This is a genomic window from Thiemannella venezuelensis (assembly GCF_014203605.1).
Classification (GTDB): Bacteria; Actinomycetota; Actinomycetes; order Streptosporangiales; family Streptosporangiaceae; genus Planomonospora_A; species Planomonospora_A venezuelensis.
The window spans coordinates 168,054-186,838 of sequence record NZ_JACHJJ010000011.1 but is presented as its reverse complement, the minus strand read 5'-3'; the positions used below and the strand labels follow the sequence as shown (position 1 = coordinate 186,838).

Sequence of the window (18,785 nt, the reverse complement as noted above, 5' to 3'; positions counted from 1 at the left end):
CTCAGAGGGGCGGGCCGTCCCGGGATATATGCGGTCACTCGCTCTCGGCGGTGTAGAGGTAGTCCCAGTCGCCGCAGCGGGTCGGGTAGGAGCTGTGCAGGCCGATCTGGCAGACCTTCACCCGGACGGCGTCGGTGTCGTGGCTGGAGAAGTGGAACTTCTTGTAGCCGCCGGCGCCGCAGTACTTGTAGTACTTGCTGTCGGCCCAGTAGTTGTGGTGGTCGCCGAACCCGTGGGCCTGGATCTTCAGGTAGGCGCACTTGCCGCCCTGCTTGTAGGTGCGGTGGTCGAGGTCGTAGAGCTTGCCGCTGACGTGCACCTCGTTGGACTTCTGGTGGTGGTCCCACTCGACGCCGATCCAGCCCTTGGCCTTGGCCTTGTGGTTGGCCGAGTAGACCGAGCCCCAGTAGTCCTCGTAGTCGTAGCCGGACGAGGCGGTCGCGGCGGACGCCGTCGCGGGGGTGGCGGCCTGCGCGGTGGCCGGGACCGCGAGCGCGAACGCGGCGGCGGTGGCGGCGGTGGCCAGCAGGCCGGTGGTCAGTCGCTTCATGATGGTCTCTCCCTCAGCCCCTCGGACCGGCCCCTTGCCGGTTCCCCCCCGGGCTTGTGAGTCATTGATAGCGAGGCCCGCTTTCATTCCTCCTTATCCGCGCTTTATCTGCGCTTGCACGCCTCCGTAGCGGCGCTTGCACGCGGGCCGATCACGTCCGCCGCCCGGCGTACCCCGGAATCACCCGAGCGGCGGACGCGCGGCCTCCTCCCTCCGGTGCACGATTGGGCCATGCGCTTCCGGGGGCCTGGCGGACCCGGAAGCGCACCGGTGGACAGGGCCGCCAGCCCACCACACCGGGACGCCGGGGAGAGCATCCCCGGCGATGCCGGGGAAGGACCGGTGCCGCGAGCCAGAGGGGACGATCTGGCCCGTAAGAGAAGTGCGGTCTCGAACCGGGCCGTGTGACGAAGATCGCAGCAGCTCGCGGCGCCGCTCCCTCCCATTGCTCTACAAGCCGTAGTACTACTAGAAGTAGCACTACGGCTTGTAGAGCTTCAGTCGTTGGGGGAAGCATGGAAGCGCTGGACCTGGCACGGTGGCAGTTCGGGGTCACCACCGTGTACCACTTTCTTTTCGTACCCCTGACGATCGGGCTCGGCGTCTTCGTGGCCGGCCTGCAGACCGCCTGGCACCGTACGGGCAAGGAGCAGTACCTGCGGCTGACGAAGTTCTTCGGGAAGCTCTTCCTGATCAACTTCGCGATGGGCGTGGTCACCGGCATCGTGCAGGAGTTCCAGTTCGGGATGAACTGGAGCGAGTACTCGGTCTTCGTCGGCGACGTCTTCGGCGCTCCGCTGGCGCTGGAGGCACTGCTCGCGTTCTTCCTGGAGTCGACCTTCCTCGGCCTGTGGATCTTCGGCTGGGACAGGCTGCCCAAGCGCGTGCACCTGGCCACGATCTGGGCCGCGGTCATCGGTTCCAACCTGTCGGCCTACTTCATCCTCGCCGCCAACGCCTGGATGAAGCACCCGGTCGGCTACGAGGTGGTCGACGGCAAGGCCCGGATGACGGACCTGTGGGCCGTGCTCACCAACTCCACCGCGCTCGCCCAGGTCCCGCACGTGGTGGCGGGGGCCTTCATCGTCGCGGGCGGATTCGTGCTCGCGGTCTGCGGCTACAACATCCTGAAGGAGCGCAGGAGCGACCCCGACCGGACCGTCCCGCTGCGCCGGGGCGCGGTGAGCATGTGGCGCACCCCGATGCGGGCCGCCCTGGTCATGACGGCGATCGCGGGGGCGGTCTCCGCGGGCACCGGAGACCTGTCCGGCAAGCTCCTGTACGAGCAGCAGCCCATGAAGCTGGCCGCCGCCGAAGGGCTCGAGCGCGACACCGCGGGCGCGGCCTTCTCCCCGGTTCCGGGGATCGAGGTGCCGATGCTGCTCAGCTTCCTGGCCACCAACGACCCGGACGCGGTCGTCCGGGGCACCGAGGACCTGCAGGCCGAGTTCGCCGCGAAGTTCGGCCCCGGGGACTACCGGCCCAACGTGCCGGTGGTCTACGCGTCCTTCCGCGTGATGATCACCTTCGGGCTGAGCACGGTGGCGCTGTCGGTCCTCGGCCTCTGGCTGACCCGGCGCCGCCGCCCGGTCCCCGGCTGGTTCGCCCGCGCCTGCCTGCTGGCGCTCCCGCTGCCGGCCGCCGCGATGATCGCGGGCTGGCTGCTCAGCGAGATCGGCCGCCAGCCCTGGACCGTCCAGGGCGAGCTGCTCACCGCGGCGAGCGTCTCCCCCGGCGTCAGCCTGACCGAGGTGGCGGTCTCCCTGGCGGTCTTCACCCTCCTGTACGGCCTGCTCGCCGTGGCCGAGGCCGTACTGCTCGTCCGCCACGTCAAGGCGGGACCTGAGCCGGTCCCCCCCGCCCCGCCCGCCTCGCCGCCGGGCCAGGACGAGACCACGGCCGTCATGCTCCAGCCGACCCTGATGTACTGAGGGAGCACCGATGGAACTCACCACTCTCTGGTTCGCGGTCATCGCGTTCCTCTGGACGGGCTTCTTCGTCCTGGAGGGCTTCGACTTCGGCGTCGGCATGCTGGCCCCGGTCCTGTCCCGGAGCGAGGCCGAGCGCAAGCAGGTCCTCGGCACGATCGGCCCGGTCTGGGACGGCAACGAGGTCTGGCTGATCACCGCGGTGGGCGCCATGTTCGCCGCCTTCCCCGCCTGGTACGCCGGCCTGCTCAGCGAGTTCTACCTGCCGATCGTGCTCGTCCTGGCCGGGCTGATCGTGCGCGGCGTCGGGCTGGAGTGGCGGGGCAAGGTCCACCACGCCGCCGACCGCACCTGGTGCGATCTGGGGATCGCGGGCGGCAGCGCGCTGCCGGCCTTCCTGTGGGGCGCGGTCTTCGCCGACCTGCTGCACGACAGCGCGCTCGCCGCGCTGACCGGCGGAGCCTTCTCCCTCCTGCTCTGCCTGCTGCACGGCGCGGTCTTCGTCGCGCTCAAGACCTCCGGCCCGGTCCGCGCCCGCGCCCGCCGCAGCGCGATGATCGTCTCTGCGGCGGCGCTGCCCGCCGGGGTGGTGGCGCTGTCCGGCATCCCCTCGACCGGGACGGCCGTCGCGGAGTGGGGCGACTCGCCCTGGCTCTGGGGGTTCGCGCTGACCGCGATGGCCGCCCTGGCCGCCGGAGCGGCCCTGACCTGGCGCGGCCGGGACGGCTGGGCCTTCACCGCCACCGCCTCGTCGATCGCCCTGACCGGCGCCGCCCTGTTCAGCGCCCTGTGGCCCGCCCCGCTCCCCGGCCTGACCGTCGCCGAGGCCGCCTCCGGCCCGTACACGCTGACCGTGCTCACCTGGATCGGCCTGATCGCCCTGCCCTTCGTGGTGGGCTACCAGACCTGGTCCTACTGGGTCTTCCGCAGGCGCCTCACCGCCGCGCCGTCCTGACCTCGGAGCGGACCGGGGCGAAAGGAGTTGCAGGGGAACGCGGTCTTCGTCACGATGCCCCGATGACCCCTCCCAGCCTGTTCCGGCACCGGAACTTCATGCTCCTGTTCGGGGCCGACACGATCAGCCAGGCCGGCACCCAGATCAGCCTGATCGCCCTGCCGTTCGTGGCGCTGACCGCGCTGAAGGCGAGCGAGCTCCAGATGGGGCTGCTGGTGGCGGCCGAGACCGCGGCGTTCCTGCTGATCGGGCTGCCCGCCGGGGTGTGGGTGGACCGGATGGCGCGGCGCCGCATCCTGGTCGCCGCCGACCTGGTCCGCGGGGTGCTGCTGGCCTCGATCCCGGTCGCGTGGTGGCTGGACGCGCTGACCATGCTCCAGCTGTACGGCGTGGCGCTCGGCACCGGCCTGGCCACGGTCTTCTTCGACATCGCCTACCAGAGCTACCTGCCGAGCCTGATCAGCCGCGACCGGCTGGTGGACGGCAACGCCACGCTGGAGGTCGTGCGCTCGACGGCCGGCGTGGCCGGGCCCGGTCTGGGCGGCGGACTGGTCCAGCTGCTGACCGCGCCGGTCGCGGTGCTCGCCGACGCGGTCAGCTTCCTCGGCTCGGCTCTCTTCCTGTGGCGGATCGACGCCGCCGAGCAGGTGCCCGGCCGGGCGGAGCGCCGGGGGCTGCTGAAGGAGATCGGCGAGGGCCTGCGCTACGTGGCCACGCACCGGATCCTGCGGATGATCGCCGCCTGCACCGCCACCGCGAACTTCGCGAACGGCATCTTCGCCGCCGTCGAGATGATCTTCCTGTCCCGGGTGCTCGGCCTCGCCCCCGGCCTGGTCGGCCTGATGTTCTCCGCGGCCGCCGTGGGCGGCCTGACCGGCGCGGTGGTCGTGGGGCGGGTGAGCCGCCGGGTCGGCTCGGCCCGGCTCATCTGGCTCTCCATGCTGGTCACGTCCCCGTTCATGGTCCTGGTGCCGCTCACCGAACCCGGCTGGGGGCTCTCGCTGTTCGTGATCGGGACGTTCGTGAACTCGGTCGGCGTGGTGCTCTACAACGTCGGCCAGGTCAGCTTCCGCCAGAGCGTCACGCCCGAGCACATGCTGGGCCGGATGAACGCCACCATGCGCTTCGTGGTGTGGGGCACCCTCCCGCTCGGCGGCCTCGCCGGAGGCGTCCTGGGCGAGGTCCTCCAAGCCCGTGCCGCACTCTGGGTCAGCGCGGGCCTCACGATGCTGGCCGTCGTGCCGCTGCTGCTCTCCCCGCTGCGCGGGATGCGCGACCTGCCCGCCCCGGACGAGGCCGCCTCCTGACCCTCCGGCGGGGCGCCCGCCGATCACCGAGTGTCGCTCCCGCGTCGCCGATGGTTATCGTGGAGGGTTGGGGAAGCTCGCACCGGGGGGTCGTGATGTCGGAGCAGAGATCCGTGCTGGGAGAGAACCCGGGGCACGCCGCGCGCCAGATGGCGCTGGTCTTCGCCCTGGGCACGGTCCTGGCGGCGGTGGGACTGCTGACGGCACCGGACGACCAGCACGTCCCCCTCATCGCGGTCACCGTACTCGCCGCGGGCGTGGCCGCGGCGGCGTGGTGGACCCCCTGGTCCCGGCTCGACCCGCAGGCTCCGCTCGTCCTGTGCGTGCCCGTGCTGGTGCTGCTCTCCTACTGCACCTGGGCGCTCACGGGCGGCTCGATCGGCACCGCGCCGTTCCTGACGATGTTGTTCGTCTGGGTGGGCATGCACTTCTCGATCGCGGCCGTGCTGGCGCTGGGCCCGGTCGCGGCGCTGGCCTACGTCACCCCCCTGGTCATCGATGAGCGCGGCCCGGTGGTGATCGGCGGCGCGGCGCTGCTCATCCCGGCGGTGATGGGCGTGGGCGCCCTGATCGCGCAGCAGGTCGGCTACCAGCGCAGGGACCGCGACACGATCCGGCGGATGGAGCGGTGGCGGGCCGCGCTGACCGCCACGCTCGCCCATGACGTGCGCTCCCCGCTGACCTCGGTGCAGTTCGCGCTGGAGACGCTGGACGACGGGGACCTTCCGCCGGAGCAGCGGCACGAGATCATCTCCATGGCGCTGCGGCAGAGCAGCCGGATCCGGCGGCTGGCCGCCAACCTGCTGGACGCCGAGCGCGTCGACAGCCAGGGACTCCAGCTCGACCTGCGGCAGGTCCGGCTGAGCACCGCCGTCGACGAGGCCGTCGGCTACCTGACCGCTCCGGTGAGCGTGGCGGTGGATCCCGGCCTGACCGTGCTGGCCGACCCGCAGCGGCTGGAGCAGATCCTGGTCAACCTCGCCGCCAACGCCGTCCGCCACGGCTCCCCGCCGATCGTCATCAGCGCCGGGCGGGAGGAGTCCGGCATGGTCGCCGTGCACATCCGCGACCACGGCCCGGGGGTTCCCGAGGAGAAGCGGGACCAGTTGTTCTCCCGGTTCAGCAACGCCGACACCAACCCCGATTCGGTCGGTCTGGGGTTGTGGATCACCCGGGAGCTGGCCCGCGCGCACGGCGGGGACACCCGCTACACCCCGGCCGATCCCGGCGCCTGCTTCACCGTCGTCCTGCCGGACGGCGGCCCGGTGCCGGAGTAGGGGCCGGGCCACCGCCGGGCCACCGCCGCGGGGCGCCGCCGGGCCACCGCCGCGGCGGCCGTCAGGAGGCCCCGCGCAGGCCGAACAGGTCGGACGGGGAGATGGGCATGCGGTCGATCGGGATGCCCTCGGCGTCCTCGACCGCTGCCGCGATCACCGCCGAGACCGGGATGACCCCGGCCTCGCCCGCGCCCTTGATGCCGAGCGGGTTGAGCGGGGACGGAGTCTGCAGGTGCGCGGTCTCCACGTGCGGGACCTCCGTGGCGTACGGCATCAGGAAGTCCATGAAGGACGCGTTGAGCAGTTGCCCGTGCCCGTCGTAGACCATGCGCTCGTACAGCGCGCCGCCGACGCCCTGCGCGACGCCGCCGTGGATCTGCCCCTCGACGATCATCGGGTTGATGAGGTTTCCGCAGTCGTGCACGACGGCGTAGCGCAGGATCCGGATCTCGGCGGTGAGCGGGTCGGTCTCCACGATCGCCGCGTGCATGCCGGAGGCGAAGGTCGAGCGGATCGGCGAGTAGTAGTCGCGCCCCTCCAGACCCGGCTCCTGGCCCTCCTGCACCGGCGGCCGGTCGAAGGAGGAGGCCCCGGCGAACTGCGTGGCCCGGGCCGCCTCCGCGTCGAAGGCGTAGCGCAGCGGGTTGGCGAGCACCGCCACGGTGGCCAGCGGGACGGCGGCGGCCGGGGTGCCGGTCACGTGCACCACACCGTCGGTGATCTCCAGGTCGCGGGGGTCGGCCTCCAGCGCGTCGGCGGCGATCCGCAGCGCCTTCTCGCGGACCTTCCGGCAGGCCAGGGCGATCGCGTTGCCGCTCATCACCGCGGCGCGCGAGGCGAAGGTGCCGACCGCGTAGCCGAACCTGCGGGTGTCCCCGGTGACGACCGAGACCCGGTCCAGGGGCACGCCCAGCTCGGTCGCGGCGATCTGCGCGAACGCGGTCTCGTGCCCCTGGCCCTGCGAGGTGAGCCCGGTGGAGACGTGCACCCGGCCGTCGGAGGTGACCTGCACGTGGCCGCCCTCGTACGGCCCGACGCCGGTGCCCTCGACGTAGCAGCCGATCCCGATGCCGAGCCGGCGGCCCTCCCGCGCCGCCTCCGCCTTGAGGCCGGGGAAGGAGTCCCAGCCGATCAGCTCCTTGAGCATGCGCAGCGACTCGGGGTAGTCCCCGCTGTCGTAGATCAGCGGCCGGCCGTCCTGGAAGATCAGGCCCTGGTCGTAGGGGAACTCGCCGGGCTGGATGAAGTTGGCCGCGCGCACCGCCGTACGGTCCAGCCCGAGGTGGGCCGCGATGCGGTCCATGGTGCGCTCCATGCAGAACACCGCCTGCGGGCGGCCCGCCCCCCGGTACGGCGTGACCTGCACGGTGTTGGTGTAGATCGAGGAGAACTCCACCCGGTAGGACCCGAGCCGGTACGGCCCCGGCAGCTGGGTGGAGGTGATGATCGGCACGATGATCCCGTACGGCGTGTAGGCGCCGTGGTCGTGCAGGATGTTCACCTCCAGGCCGAGCACCCGGCCCTCGTCGTCGAAGCCGACCCGGACGAACTGCACCTGGGCCCGCTCGTGCGCCGAGGAGACGAAGTGCTCGCGCCGGTCCTCGGCCCATTTGACCTCCCGGCCCAGCAGCATCGCCGCCCAGGGCACCAGGACCTCCTCGGGCCACGGGTGCACGATCTTCACCCCGAACCCGCCGCCCACGTCGGGCGCGATCACCTCGACCTTGGGCAGCGGCAGGCCCAGCTTGGCGGCGACGGCCATGCGGACGCTGGTGGACGTCTGGGTGCTGGAGTAGACCCGCAGGGAGGCGTCGTCGGCGTCCCACCGGGCGTAGACGCCGCGCCCCTCCAGCGGCATGGACGCGCTGCGCTCGACGTCCAGCCGGAAGGCCAGCGTGTGCGGGGCGCCCTCGATGACCTCGCGGGCGCCCCGCCCGTCCGCCGAGGGCACCTCCTGGACCAGGTGCGCGCCGACGTTGCCCGGCACGTCGTCGTGGACGGGCTGCGCCGACTGCGCCGCCTCCTCCACCCCGACCACCGGCTTGAGGAGCTCGTAGTCCACCCGGATCAGCGCGCAGGCGTCCTCGGCGAGGTAGCGGTCGCGGGCGACGACCATGACGACCGGTTCCCCGACGTGCCGGACGCGCTCGCGGGCCAGCGGGTGGGCGGTGCGGCCGTGCGTCAGCGCCGGGTGCGGGATGAGCAGCGGGAGCGGCTCGGCGAGCCGGTCCGGCAGGTCCTCCCAGGTGTAGATCGCCACCAGCCCGTCCACGTCGAGCGCGGCCGAGACGTCGATGTCGCGGATCAGGGCGTGCGCGTGCGGGGAGCGCACGAACGCCGCCGCCAGCGCGTCCGGCCCGAGGTCGTCCAGGTAGCGGCCCCGCCCGGTGAGCAGCCGCGGGTCCTCCCGCCGCTGGACCGGCTCGCCGAAGAGTCTGGTGGTCACCGCCCGCCCTCCCGCTCCAGCGGCCGGCTGGTTCCCGCGTCCGGCGCCTCTCCGCCCGCCATGGGGCATCGGCCTGTACGGCGGTCGCCCGAGCCGGTCACGATTCCTCCGCCATGATCTCGGCCGCGCGGTGCACGGCCTTGAGGATGTTCTGGTAGCCCGTGCACCGGCACAGGTTGCCGGAGACGCCCTCCAGCACCTCCTCCTCGGTCGGCGCCGGGTTCTCCCGCAGCAGCGCGGTGACCGTGCACAGGAAGCCCGGGGTGCAGAACCCGCACTGCAGGCCGTGGCACTCTGCGAAGGCCCGCTGCACCGGCGACATCCGGTCGCCGTCGGCGAGTCCCTCCACGGTGGTGATCTCGCGGCCGTCCACGGTGACGGCGAACGTCAGGCACGAGCGGACCGGCTCGCCGTCCAGCAGCACCGTGCAGCACCCGCACACGCCGTGCTCGCACCCGACGTGCGTGCCGGTCAGTCCCAGGTCGTGCCGGAGGCAGTCCGACAGCAGCCGCCGTCCCGGCACCTCGGCCCGCCGTACCGTGCCGTTGACGACCAGAGTGATCTCGTGGGCCTGCTCAGGCATTCAGGGCCTCCCGGGCCGCGTCGCGGAGCGCCCGCTCGGCGAGGACCCCGATCAGGTGCCGCCGGTAGGCGGCGGTGGCGTGGATGTCGTCCTCCGGCTCCGCCCGGGCGCGTACGGCCTCCGCCGCCCCGGCCCAGTCGGCGGAGGCGGGCGGCCGGTGCCCGCACGCCCCGGCGACGTCGGCGACCGCCGGGACGGGGCCCGCGCTCACGCACGCCACCCGGGCGGTCGTGACCCGCAGGTCCTCGTCCAGGCCGACCAGGGCCGCGACCCCGGCCAGGGCGTAGTCGCCGTGCCTGCGGGCCACCTCGCGGAAGGCGGTGCCCGAGCGCGGGGGCAGCGCCGGGAAGAGGGCGGAGACGGCCAGCTCGCCGGGGGCGGCCGCCGACTCCAGCGGGCCGGTGAAGAACTCCCCGGCCGGGACGTCCCGGGTGCCGCCGCGGCGCGCCAGCCGTACCGAGCCTCCGAGCAGGGCCAGCACGGCGGGCAGTTCGGCGGCCGGGTCGGCGTGGACCAGGCTGCCGACGACGGTGCCGCGGTTGCGGATGACCGGGTGGGCGACCAGCCGGAGCGCCTGGCGGAGCAGCGGCTGGGCCACCGCCGCCGGCTCGGAGCGCTCCACCTGGGCGTGCCGGGCCAGCGCCCCGATCCGGACCCCGTCCGGCGCCGCCTCGACGGCGGCCAGACCGGGCAGCCGGTTGATGTCGACCAGGTGCGCGGGGGCGGCCAGCCGCATGTTCAGCAGCGGGATCAGGCTCTGCCCGCCTGCGAGCACCTTGCCCTCCTCCCCGGCCTCGGCGAGGACGTCGAGGGCCTCGCCGAGGGAACGGGGAGCGTGGTAGTCGAAGGGGGGCGGCTTCAACCGGCTGCCTCTCCCTTCAGCCCGGGCGACCGGGGAACCGGCGTCTCGGAGCCGGGCGGGTTGGGACCGGCCCCGCCGCGTCCGGAGATCGCCCGGAGCAGGTGGTAGCCCGCGAGCACCACGATGGTGCCCAGGGCGATGCCCTCCAGGGTGAAGTCCGAACTGATCACCTGCTTGACCGGCCCGATGGCCAGGATGATCCCGGCCCCGACGGGGACCATGTTGACCGGGTCGGAGAAGTCCACCCGGTTCTCGATCCAGATCTTCGCGCCGAGCAGGCCGATCATGCCGTAGAGGATGACCGTGATGCCGCCCAGCACACCGCCCGGGGTCGCCGCGACCAGCGCGCCGAACTTCGGGCAGAGGCCGAACAGGATCGCGATGACGGCCGCGATGTAGTAGGCGGCCGTGGAGTAGACCCTGGTCGCCGCCATGACGCCGATGTTCTCGGCGTAGGTGGTGGTCGGCGAGCCGCCGAAGGTGCTGGTGACCACGGTGGCCGCGCCGTCGCCGATGATCGCCCGTCCCATGTAGGGGTTGACGTCGGTCCCGGTCATCTCACCGACCGCCTTGACGTGGCCGACGTTCTCGGCGACCAGGGCGACGACCGCGGGGAGCACCAGGAGGACGGCGGAGATCTTGAAGTCCGGCCAGTGCATGCCGGGCAGGCCGATCCAGTCGGCTTTCGCGACCGCGTCGAAGCTCACCCTCGCGTGCGTGTCGATCTGCCCGGTGCCCGCGTTGAAGGCGGTGATGTCGCCGAAGACCCGGTCGGCGGCCCAGGAGAGCAGGTAGCCGATGACCAGCCCGAGGAGGATGCCGATCCGGCCGACGAACCCCCTGAAGAGCACGATGATCAGGAAGGTCACCGTCATCGTGATGAGCGCGATCCACTGGTCCTGCGGCCAGTAGATGTCCGCGACCACGTAGGCCAGGCCGAACCCGATGAGCATGACCACCGCGCCGGTGACCACGGGCGGGAAGATCCTGTTGATGATCTGCACGCCGAGGATGTGCATCGCCACGCCGATCAGGGCGAGCACCAGGCCCGCGACGAGGATCGCACCCGTGACGATCGCGTCGACGCCCGGGTTGTCGCCCCCGAAGGCCGCCCGGATGGCCAGCACCCCGCCGACGAACGAGGCGCTGGTGCCGAGGTAGCTGGGCACCTTCCCGTCGACGATCAGCAGGAACAGGATCGTCGCGACACCGGAGAACATGATCGCGACATTCGGGTCCAGCCCCATGACCAGCGGGAACACGAACGTCGCACCGAACATCGCGATGACGTGCTGCGCCCCGAACCCGACCATGCGGGGCCAGGACAACCGCTCGTGCGGCCTGACGACCTCTCCCGGCGCCAGAGTCTTGCCGTCTCCGTGTTTCGTCCAACCTGCAACCATCAAGCCCACCTCTCCCGGGCCGTCGGTCGGTGGCCGCCCCGCAGGCTCCCTCCGGCGGATCGCTTACTGCCGTTGCGGGCACATTAGGACCGCGAACCCCGGCTCACACCGTCATGATCTGCCAAATCTAACCCGTCGGCCAGAGAAGCCCTTGCACACCGCCGGTAACCGCGCCCGGCGGGGGGCGGGGGCACCCCTGCCGCCCGGCCGCGGCGCTCCTCCGGGTCCGGGTGGCAGGGGTCAGTTCCAGTAGGACGGCCGGTGGTAGGAGGCCCCGTTCCGGTCCTGGACGACGTCGGGCAGCTGGGAACCGCGGATGACCGCCTCACCGAGGGGGAACCAGGCGTCGGCGACCCGGCGCAGCTGGTCCGAGCCCTTGCCCGGCGGGAACACCGCGACGACCCTCGTCTTCGTCCCGCGGTGCGCATCGATCTCCCGGAGGGTGCGGACGGCCGCGCACAGATCCGAGTCGGCCGAGATCAGCAGGACGACGTCGACGCGGCCGAGGGCGACGTCGGCGACCATGGCCGTGGCGATCGCGACGTCGGTCTGCTTCTCCTCGTAGGTCCGCCATCCGGCTCCGCAGTCGCGGCACTGCATCCTCAGCTCCAGGAACCTGCCGAGCACTATCCTCAGCACGCCGCCGCACCGCAGCGCCGCGAGGTACCTCCGCTGGCGCGCCACCGAGGCGGGGTCGCGCCGGACCGGCGCGGTGAAGTAGTACACCGCTTCGAGAACCTGGTCCCCGTGGAGGAGGCGGGCGGCCAGGCCGGCGAGATCGAGCCAGAGGTAGCGGCGCCCGCCCAGCTTCCGCAGCGCGTAGTAGAGGTTGTATCCGTCGATGTAGACGCCCACACGCGCCGCTCCGCCGTTCGACTTGTCACGCACGGACGACCTCCCCTAACATGGAGTCATATAACGCCAGGGGCTACTCCCCCTGGCTCTACGGCCTCCCTTGGGAGGCCGTTTCTTTTTCGCCCACCAGTTCGATCCCAGGGCGGCAGGCAGCGGGTCATGACTCCGTCGCCATGCGTGGACGCCGGCGGATCGACGGGCTCCGCGGGCACCGAACAGTCGGGGCGGCTCCTTTTGTCGCCTACCAGTTCGAATAAGAATAGCGAACAATGAGCGATCGATCCACTACCCATCGTGACCGGCGTGCGGCGCGACCGGCCGGGACCGCTTCCGGTGCGGCGGGCCGGCCCGGGGACACGGCACCGGCCGGGGACACGGCACCGGCCGGGCGGCGGGACGCGAGGCTCCGGCGAGGGCCCCCTAGGCTCCCGGGGCGACGACGTGGATCTCGAAGCCGTCGCCGGTGACGACCTGGCCGGCCCGGATCTTGCAGGTCTTGCGGAGCTCGACCTCACCGTCGACCATGACGTTCCCGTCGGCGATGAAGTGCTTGGCCTGGCCGCCGGTGTCGGTGACGGCGCAGTACTTCAGCAGGTCGCACAGGGGGATGTAGTCGGTTTCCAGCTCAAAGGTCTCGTTCACGCCCCACAGCTTAGGTCCCGGCCGGGCGGCTCTCCCCGGTGTGCGCGCCCGGATCGCCCCGGGCCGTCCCGGGCCCGCGCCGCCGGGGTTCAGATGCCGCGCATGCGCAGGACGTGCAGGGCCAGGGTCAGGTTGAGCCGCAGGTGGGCGTCCTCGGTGAAGTTGCCGAGCATGCGTTCCAGCTTGCCGATGCGGTAGCGCAGGGTGTTGTAGTGGAAGTGCAGCCGCCGGGCCGTCTCGGCGACGTTGAGGTTGGTCTCCAGCAGCACCTGGAGGGTCCGGCGCAGGTCGGCGTTGTCGGCGTCGTCGTCGGAGGCGAGCCGGCCGAGGGTCTCGTGGACGAAGGCGTGCAGCTCGCCGGTGTCGCCCACCAGGGAGAGCAGGCGGTAGACGCCGAGCTGGTCGAAGTGGGCGACCGCGCCGGGGCCGTGCAGCTGGCGGCCGACCCTGGCGGCCTTCAGCGCCTGGCCGTACGCCTCAGGGAGCGCCTCGGCCCCGGTGGCCGTACGGCTGGCGCCGGTGGAGAAGGTCGCGGGCAGGCACTCGGCGAAGGCCGCGGCGGCGTCCCTGGCCAGGCGGGCGGTGTCGGCGGCGGCGTCCACGACGGCGACGACCTCGTGCGAGAAGCCGGCCACCGCGCCGCGCGGGTCGTGGCGGCGCAGTGCCGCGCTCCAGCAGGCCACCAGGCGGTCCTGGGCGGTCCGCTCGTCGCCGTCCGGGTCGAGCTCGGCGACCAGGACGGTGACCGGGCGCTCCAGGTTCCAGCCGAAGGCCCTGGCCCGGGAGGCGACCCGCCCGGAGTCGCCCGCCCGGCCGGTGAGCACGTCGCGCAGGAAGTCGGCCCGGTACTTGCTCTCGACCGCGTTGACCGCCTCCTGCCGGGTGACCACGAGCGCCGCGACCGTGGCGGCGCGCTCCAGGATGCCGACGTCGCGCTCGTCGAGCGCACCGGCGGGGCCGTAGGCGGCGATCCGGCCGTGGTGGTGGCCGCCCGCGACGACGGGGACGACGGTGCGCCGGTCGTCGGGGGCGCCGCCCAGCGCGGCCACGTACTCGGCGGGCCCGGCCGAGGCCAGCGTCTGGCCGGTGTCGTCGACAACCGCCACGGCCACGTCGAGCAGCCCGGCCACCTCGGCGGTCACCTCGTGCAGCCCGCCCCCGGCCAGCACGATCGCCACCAGCGCCCGGTGCGCCTCCTCGGCCCTGGCCAGCACGGCGGCCTGCCGGTTGAGGATGTCGGTCAGGACCTGGTTGAGGATGTCGTCGAATCCGACGTCGTCGGGGAGCTGGATCAGCGGGAAGCCGAGCCTGTCGGCCTGCTCCACCATCTCGTCGGGCAGCTCGTCCAGGTAGCGGCCGAGCTTGATGGCGAGCGCGGCCAGGCCCCGCTCGTCGAGGTCGCTCACCAGCCGGTCGAGTGACTGGGGGGTGTTGCGCAGCGGGTAGCCGGTGGTGAGCAGCAGCTCGTGCGGCTTGACCCAGGCGAGGATGTCGGGGACCTCCATCACGTTGAGCCGCTGCACGATGCGGTCCAGGCCCCGCTCCCCCGCGATCAGCCGGGCTCCGGCCAGCGTCGAGGCGCCGAGGACCTCGCCGACGGAGACGCCATGAGTGATCGTTCCGGTGCTGGCCAGTCGGACGGGGGGTTCCATGAGCCGATTGTGTCTGATGTACACGTCTGTCAGGAAGAGCCAACCTTTGGGCGGACTGTTGGCAGCTTTCTCCGTACGGCGGTGATCGAGCGCCGTTCTACCGTCGGGCCATGGACGGTGAGGTCAGGTGACGGTCGGCACGCGCCCGAGAACGCAGCGGGCGCATCCGCGAACACAGGCGACCGGCGCGGCCAGCGCGGCGCTGCGCCCGGTGCTCGAGTCGCCCCGCCGTCCCGCGCGGGTGCTGGCGGCCTTCCCTTCCGGGATCTACCTGGAGGTCCGTGCGGAGCTGGAGCCGCACGTGATCGCGGTGGTCACCGGGGAGGCCGTCCGGCTGCCCAACGCGGTGGTCCTCGGCGACCGCCTGCCGATGGTGGAGGTGGGGGACGAGGCCTCCGTCGGGGACGGCGCGGTCGAGCTCGGCACGCTCAGCCTGCGGGCCCACCGCTGGTGGGACCCGGCCCCGCCGCTCGGCCCGGTGGACCCGGTACGGCTGGCGCGCTCGCTGCCCGCCCTGGCCGGGCTCTGCGACCGGTCGCCGAGGCGTCCCGGGCTGGAGGGCAACGGCGCCGCCGCGCTGCTGGCCGAGGGGTGCGCCGAGGCCTCGCTGCTGCGCAGCATCACGGCCGCCGAGCAGCTCGTCGGCCTGGGGCCCGGCCTCACGCCGAGCGGCGACGACGTGCTCGCCGGGCTGCTGGTGGCCCTGCGCCACCTGGGCGCGGCGGCCGGGGCGGGCCGTGCGGTCTGGCTGGCCGACTGGCTGGCCGCCGCGGTGACCTTCGACGCCCGGAGCAGGACCACTCCCATCTCGGCGACCCTGCTGCACTGCGCGGCGCGCGGCGAGGCCAGCGGCGAGGTGCTGGCCGTCCTGCGCGCCCTGGCCGGGCGGCAGTCGCTGGAGCCGGCGCTGTACCGGCTGCTCCAGCTCGGCCACACCTCCGGAGCCGACCTGGCCTGGGGGCTGCGCATCGGTCTCTCCGCCGTCCTCGACCTCGGAGGCCCCGACCTCGGAGGCGGTGGAAGGTGAACGACGATCTGGTCCAGGTCCGCGCCGGGGTGTACCACGATTCGGTGAGCCTGATGCGGGTCAGCCAGGCGCTCTCCGGGCTGCCCGGGGTGGAGGTCGCGGTGGTGGCCATGGCCACCGAGCTCAACCTGGGCATCGCCGCCGAGCTCGGCTTCGCGCTCCCCGCCGCCGGGCCGGCCGACCTGCTGGTCGCGCTGCGCGCGGTGGACGAGGCCGCGGCCGGGCGGGCGGCCGCCGAACTCGACCGGCTCCTGGCGGACCTCTCGCTCCGCGCGGCGGGCCCGGCCGCCGCCGAGCACCCGCCGCGCACCGTCCGCTCCGCCCTCCGCTCCGCCCTCGGAGACACGGCCCTCGGAGACACGGCGCCCGGAGACACGGCGCCCGGAGACACGGCGCCCGGGGACACGGCCGGGGACGCCTCCGGGGACCCGGCCGCCGGGCGGCGGGCGACGCTGGTCCTGGTCTCGGTCCCCGGGCCGCACGCGTTCGCCGAGGCGCTGGACGCGGTCGAGGCGGGCTGCTCCGTCATGATCTTCAGCGACAACGTGCCCGTCGAGCAGGAGGTGCTGCTCAAACGGCGGGCCGGAGAGCTCGGGGTGCTGGTCATGGGCCCCGACTGCGGCACCGCCGTGGTCGGCGGGACCGGTCTCGGCTTCGCCAACGTGCTCCGGCCCGGGCCGGTCGGGGTGGTGGCGGCCTCGGGGACCGGCGCGCAGCAGGTGGCGTGCCTGCTGGACCTGGCGGGGGTGGGGGTCAGCCACGTGCTGGGCGTCGGCGGGCGCGACCTCTCCGCGGAGGTGGGCGGAGCCTCCACGCTCCGCGCCCTCGACGCGCTGGACGCCGACCCCGCGACCGGGCTGATCGTGCTGATCTCCAAGCCTCCCGCCCCGGAGGTGGCGCAGGCCGTGCGGGAGGCCGCAGGGAAGCTCGCCACGCCGGTGGTGACCGCCTTCCTCGGCCCCGGGCAGGACGACCTGACCGCCGCGGCCGGGAACGTGCTGCGGGCGCTGGGCGGGGAGGTCCCCGAATGGCCCTCGTGGACCGGCGGGGACGGGCGCCCGGCGCCCGGCGGGGGCGGTGCGGCGGCGGACGGCGCGGCGGCGGACGGCGCGGCGGCGGACGGCGCGGCGGCGGACGGCGCGGCGGCGGACGGCGCGGCGGCGGACGGCGCGGCGGCGGACGGCGCGGACCCACCGCGGCCGGGAAGGACGCTGCGCGGCATCTACTCGGGCGGCACGCTCTGCGCGGAGGCCCGGCTGATCGCGGGGGCCGGGGAGTTCACCGACTACGGCGACGACGCCTACACCCGGGGCCGCGCCCACCCGATGATCGATCCGGCGCTCCGGCTGGAGGCCCTGTCCGCGGCGGCCCCCGGCGAGGTCGTCCTGCTGGACGTGGTGCTCGGCCACGGCGCCGACCCCGACCCCGCCGTACGGCTCGCGCCCGCGATCGCCGCGGCCGTCTCCCGGGGCGTGCCCGTGGTCGTGGCGCTGGTCGGCTCCACCGGCGACCCCCAGGGGCTCGAAGCCCAGGCCGGGGCGCTGCGTGAGGCCGGGGCGGACGTGTTCGCCTCCAACGCGCGGGCCGCCCGGCACGCGGCCCGGCTGGCGGATGCCCGATGACACCCGGCGGCCCGCGATCCCGGACGTCGCCCGGCGGGACGCCCCGGGCCCGACGCCCCCTCCCTGTCAGGAGTGCCCGATGACGCTGCCCATGCTCTCCGGCGAGCCCCGCGTGGTCACGGCCGGGGCGGACGTGCTCGGCCGGGCGCTGGACGCGCAGGCCGTACCGCGGGTGGCGGTGGACTGGCGCCCGCCGCTGCCCGGCACCGAGGCGGACCTGGCGCGGGTGCTGGCCGACCCCCGCCGCGCCGCCGCCAACGCCCGGGCGGTGGGCAGGCTGGTCTCCGCCCGCCCGCAGCTCGTCGCGGTACGGCCCGCGCGCGAGGTGCTGGACCTGCCACCGGGCACGTTCCTGCACGCCGGGCCGCCGATCACCTGGGAGCGCGCCTCGGGGCCGATGCGCGGCGCGCTGATCGGCGCGATGCTGCTGGAGGGCCTGGCCGCCGACGCCGGAGAGGCGGAGGAGCGGCTGGCCTCCGGGCGCGCCCGGCTGGAGCCCTGCCACCGCCACCGGACGGTGGGGCCGATGGCGGGCGTGGTCAGCCCGTCGATGTGGATGTTCGAGGTGCGCGACGCCGAGCACGGCGGCACCGCCTACTGCTCGCTCAACGAGGGGCTCGGCAAGGTGCTGCGCTACGGCGCCTACGGGCCCGAGGTGATCGACCGGCTGCGCTGGATGGGCGAGGTGCTCGGCCCCTCGCTCCGGGCCGCCCTGGAGCTGACCGGCCCGCTGGACCTGCGGGCGCTGGTCGCGCAGGCCCTGCAGATGGGCGACGAGCTGCACAACCGCAACCGCGCCGCGACCTCGCTCCTGATCCGCGAGCTGGCGCCGGGCCTGGTCGAGGCCGCCCCCGCCCACGCGGCCGGGGTGCTGCGCTTCGCGGGCGGCAACGACCACTTCTTCCTCAACGCGGGCATGGCCGCGTGCAAGGTGAGCACCGACGCGGCCAGGGACGTGCCCGGTTCCACACTGGTCGTGGCGATGGCGCGCAACGGCACCGACTTCGGCGTGCAGGTCTCCGGCCTGGGCGATCGCTGGTTCACCGGCCCGGCGGGGGTGCCGGACGGGCTCTACCTCGGCGCGTACGGCCCGGCGGACGCCAACCCCGACATCGGCGATTCGACGATCACCGAGACCGCCGGGCTGGGCGGCTTCGCGATGGCCGCGGCTCCGGCGATCGTCAGGTTCGTCGGAGGCGACGTCTCCGCGGCCGTCGCGGCCACCCGCTCGATGTACGAGATCACCCTCGCCGAGCACCCGGCCTACCAGATCCCCGGCCTCGGCTTCCGCGGCACCCCGGTCGGCGTGGACGTGACGCTGGTGGCCAGGACCGGGTTGCTGCCGACGGTGAACACCGGCATCGCGGGCCGGGTGGCGGGCACCGGGCAGGTGGGGGCGGGCCTGGTCACCCCGCCCGCCTCGGCGTTCACCGAGGCGCTGGCCGCCCTGGCGGGCGCCGTGCCGGCCGGATAAGTGATCGTTTCCGATAAAGCACGGCCGGACCGGGACGCCTCACCGGCGGCTCGTATCCGCCCACGTCAGGGGCCGGGCGGCGACACCGCCACACAAAGAACACCAGTCACCGGCAAATAGGAGGCAACGCTTTCTCCATGACCCAGCTTCCATTGCCGAATGTAAGCCCTATATCGTGTTCAACCTCACAAATAGGGTTGGA

Annotated in this window: 15 protein-coding genes; 7 read left to right on the top strand and 8 right to left on the bottom strand. The window is 73.4% G+C overall.

The features are described from left to right. Positions 1 to 34: 34 nt before the first annotated feature. Positions 35 to 550, bottom strand: a complete 516-nt coding sequence (locus FHS22_RS18120; protein WP_184943155.1) for a hypothetical protein — start codon at positions 548 to 550, stop codon at positions 35 to 37. A gap of 515 nt (positions 551 to 1,065) precedes the next feature. Here FHS22_RS18120 and FHS22_RS18115 point away from each other — a divergent pair. The 4 genes from FHS22_RS18115 to FHS22_RS18100 all read left to right on the top strand — a co-directional run bounded on the left by FHS22_RS18115 (position 1,066) and on the right by FHS22_RS18100 (position 6,017). Further along, positions 1,066 to 2,481, top strand: a complete 1,416-nt coding sequence (locus FHS22_RS18115) for a cytochrome ubiquinol oxidase subunit I (RefSeq protein ID WP_184943153.1) — start codon at positions 1,066 to 1,068, stop codon at positions 2,479 to 2,481. Between the two features lie 10 nt (positions 2,482 to 2,491). After that, on the top strand, positions 2,492 to 3,433 hold the full coding sequence (gene cydB / locus FHS22_RS18110; protein ID WP_184943152.1) for a cytochrome d ubiquinol oxidase subunit II: 942 nt from the start codon (positions 2,492 to 2,494) through the stop codon (positions 3,431 to 3,433). Positions 3,434 to 3,495: 62 nt separating this feature from the next. Further along, the gene (locus FHS22_RS18105) at positions 3,496 to 4,740 is read left to right on the top strand and encodes an MFS transporter (RefSeq protein ID WP_184943151.1); all 1,245 of its coding nucleotides are present in this window, start codon (positions 3,496 to 3,498) and stop codon (positions 4,738 to 4,740) included. A gap of 95 nt (positions 4,741 to 4,835) precedes the next feature. Next, positions 4,836 to 6,017 carry a sensor histidine kinase gene (locus FHS22_RS18100; protein ID WP_184943150.1) on the top strand — a complete coding sequence of 394 codons (1,182 nt, stop codon included), beginning with the start codon at positions 4,836 to 4,838 and terminating at the stop codon, positions 6,015 to 6,017. A gap of 61 nt (positions 6,018 to 6,078) precedes the next feature. Here the strand turns inward: FHS22_RS18100 and cutA are convergent, their stop codons facing one another. The 7 genes from cutA to FHS22_RS18065 all read right to left on the bottom strand — a co-directional run bounded on the left by cutA (position 6,079) and on the right by FHS22_RS18065 (position 14,460). Further along, entirely contained in the window at positions 6,079 to 8,463 is a 2,385-nt protein-coding gene (gene cutA, locus FHS22_RS18095; protein WP_184943149.1) for an aerobic carbon-monoxide dehydrogenase large subunit, read from the bottom strand. A gap of 97 nt (positions 8,464 to 8,560) precedes the next feature. After that, a complete protein-coding gene (locus tag FHS22_RS18090; protein WP_184943148.1) occupies positions 8,561 to 9,046 on the bottom strand; it encodes a (2Fe-2S)-binding protein in 486 nt (161 codons plus the stop codon). Further along, on the bottom strand, positions 9,039 to 9,908 hold the full coding sequence (locus FHS22_RS18085; RefSeq protein WP_184943147.1) for an FAD binding domain-containing protein: 870 nt from the start codon (positions 9,906 to 9,908) through the stop codon (positions 9,039 to 9,041). The genes FHS22_RS18090 and FHS22_RS18085 overlap by 8 nt, the downstream gene beginning before the upstream one ends. After that, positions 9,905 to 11,311, bottom strand: a complete 1,407-nt coding sequence (locus FHS22_RS18080; RefSeq protein ID WP_184943265.1) for a uracil-xanthine permease family protein — start codon at positions 11,309 to 11,311, stop codon at positions 9,905 to 9,907. The genes FHS22_RS18085 and FHS22_RS18080 overlap by 4 nt, the downstream gene beginning before the upstream one ends. Positions 11,312 to 11,551: 240 nt before the next feature. Continuing rightward, a complete protein-coding gene (locus FHS22_RS18075) occupies positions 11,552 to 12,199 on the bottom strand; it encodes an NYN domain-containing protein (RefSeq protein ID WP_184943146.1) in 648 nt (215 codons plus the stop codon). Positions 12,200 to 12,586: 387 nt separating this feature from the next. After that, on the bottom strand, positions 12,587 to 12,808 hold the full coding sequence (locus FHS22_RS18070) for an RNA-binding S4 domain-containing protein (RefSeq protein WP_184943144.1): 222 nt from the start codon (positions 12,806 to 12,808) through the stop codon (positions 12,587 to 12,589). Positions 12,809 to 12,897: 89 nt separating this feature from the next. Further along, a complete protein-coding gene (locus FHS22_RS18065; protein ID WP_184943142.1) occupies positions 12,898 to 14,460 on the bottom strand; it encodes a PucR family transcriptional regulator in 1,563 nt (520 codons plus the stop codon). A gap of 127 nt (positions 14,461 to 14,587) precedes the next feature. Between FHS22_RS18065 and FHS22_RS18060 the strand changes: the two genes are divergently transcribed. The 3 genes from FHS22_RS18060 to FHS22_RS18050 all read left to right on the top strand — a co-directional run bounded on the left by FHS22_RS18060 (position 14,588) and on the right by FHS22_RS18050 (position 18,583). Further along, complete coding sequence (locus FHS22_RS18060; RefSeq protein ID WP_184943141.1) at positions 14,588 to 15,487, top strand: oxamate carbamoyltransferase subunit AllH family protein; 900 nt, start codon at positions 14,588 to 14,590, stop codon at positions 15,485 to 15,487. Beyond that, positions 15,484 to 17,109: an FdrA family protein gene (locus FHS22_RS18055; RefSeq protein ID WP_338047801.1), complete on the top strand. Its 1,626-nt coding sequence runs from the start codon at positions 15,484 to 15,486 to the stop codon at positions 17,107 to 17,109. The genes FHS22_RS18060 and FHS22_RS18055 overlap by 4 nt, the downstream gene beginning before the upstream one ends. 79 nt (positions 17,110 to 17,188) lie before the next feature. Continuing rightward, positions 17,189 to 18,583, top strand: a complete 1,395-nt coding sequence (locus tag FHS22_RS18050; RefSeq protein WP_184943139.1) for a YlbE family protein — start codon at positions 17,189 to 17,191, stop codon at positions 18,581 to 18,583. Positions 18,584 to 18,785 lie beyond the last annotated feature (202 nt).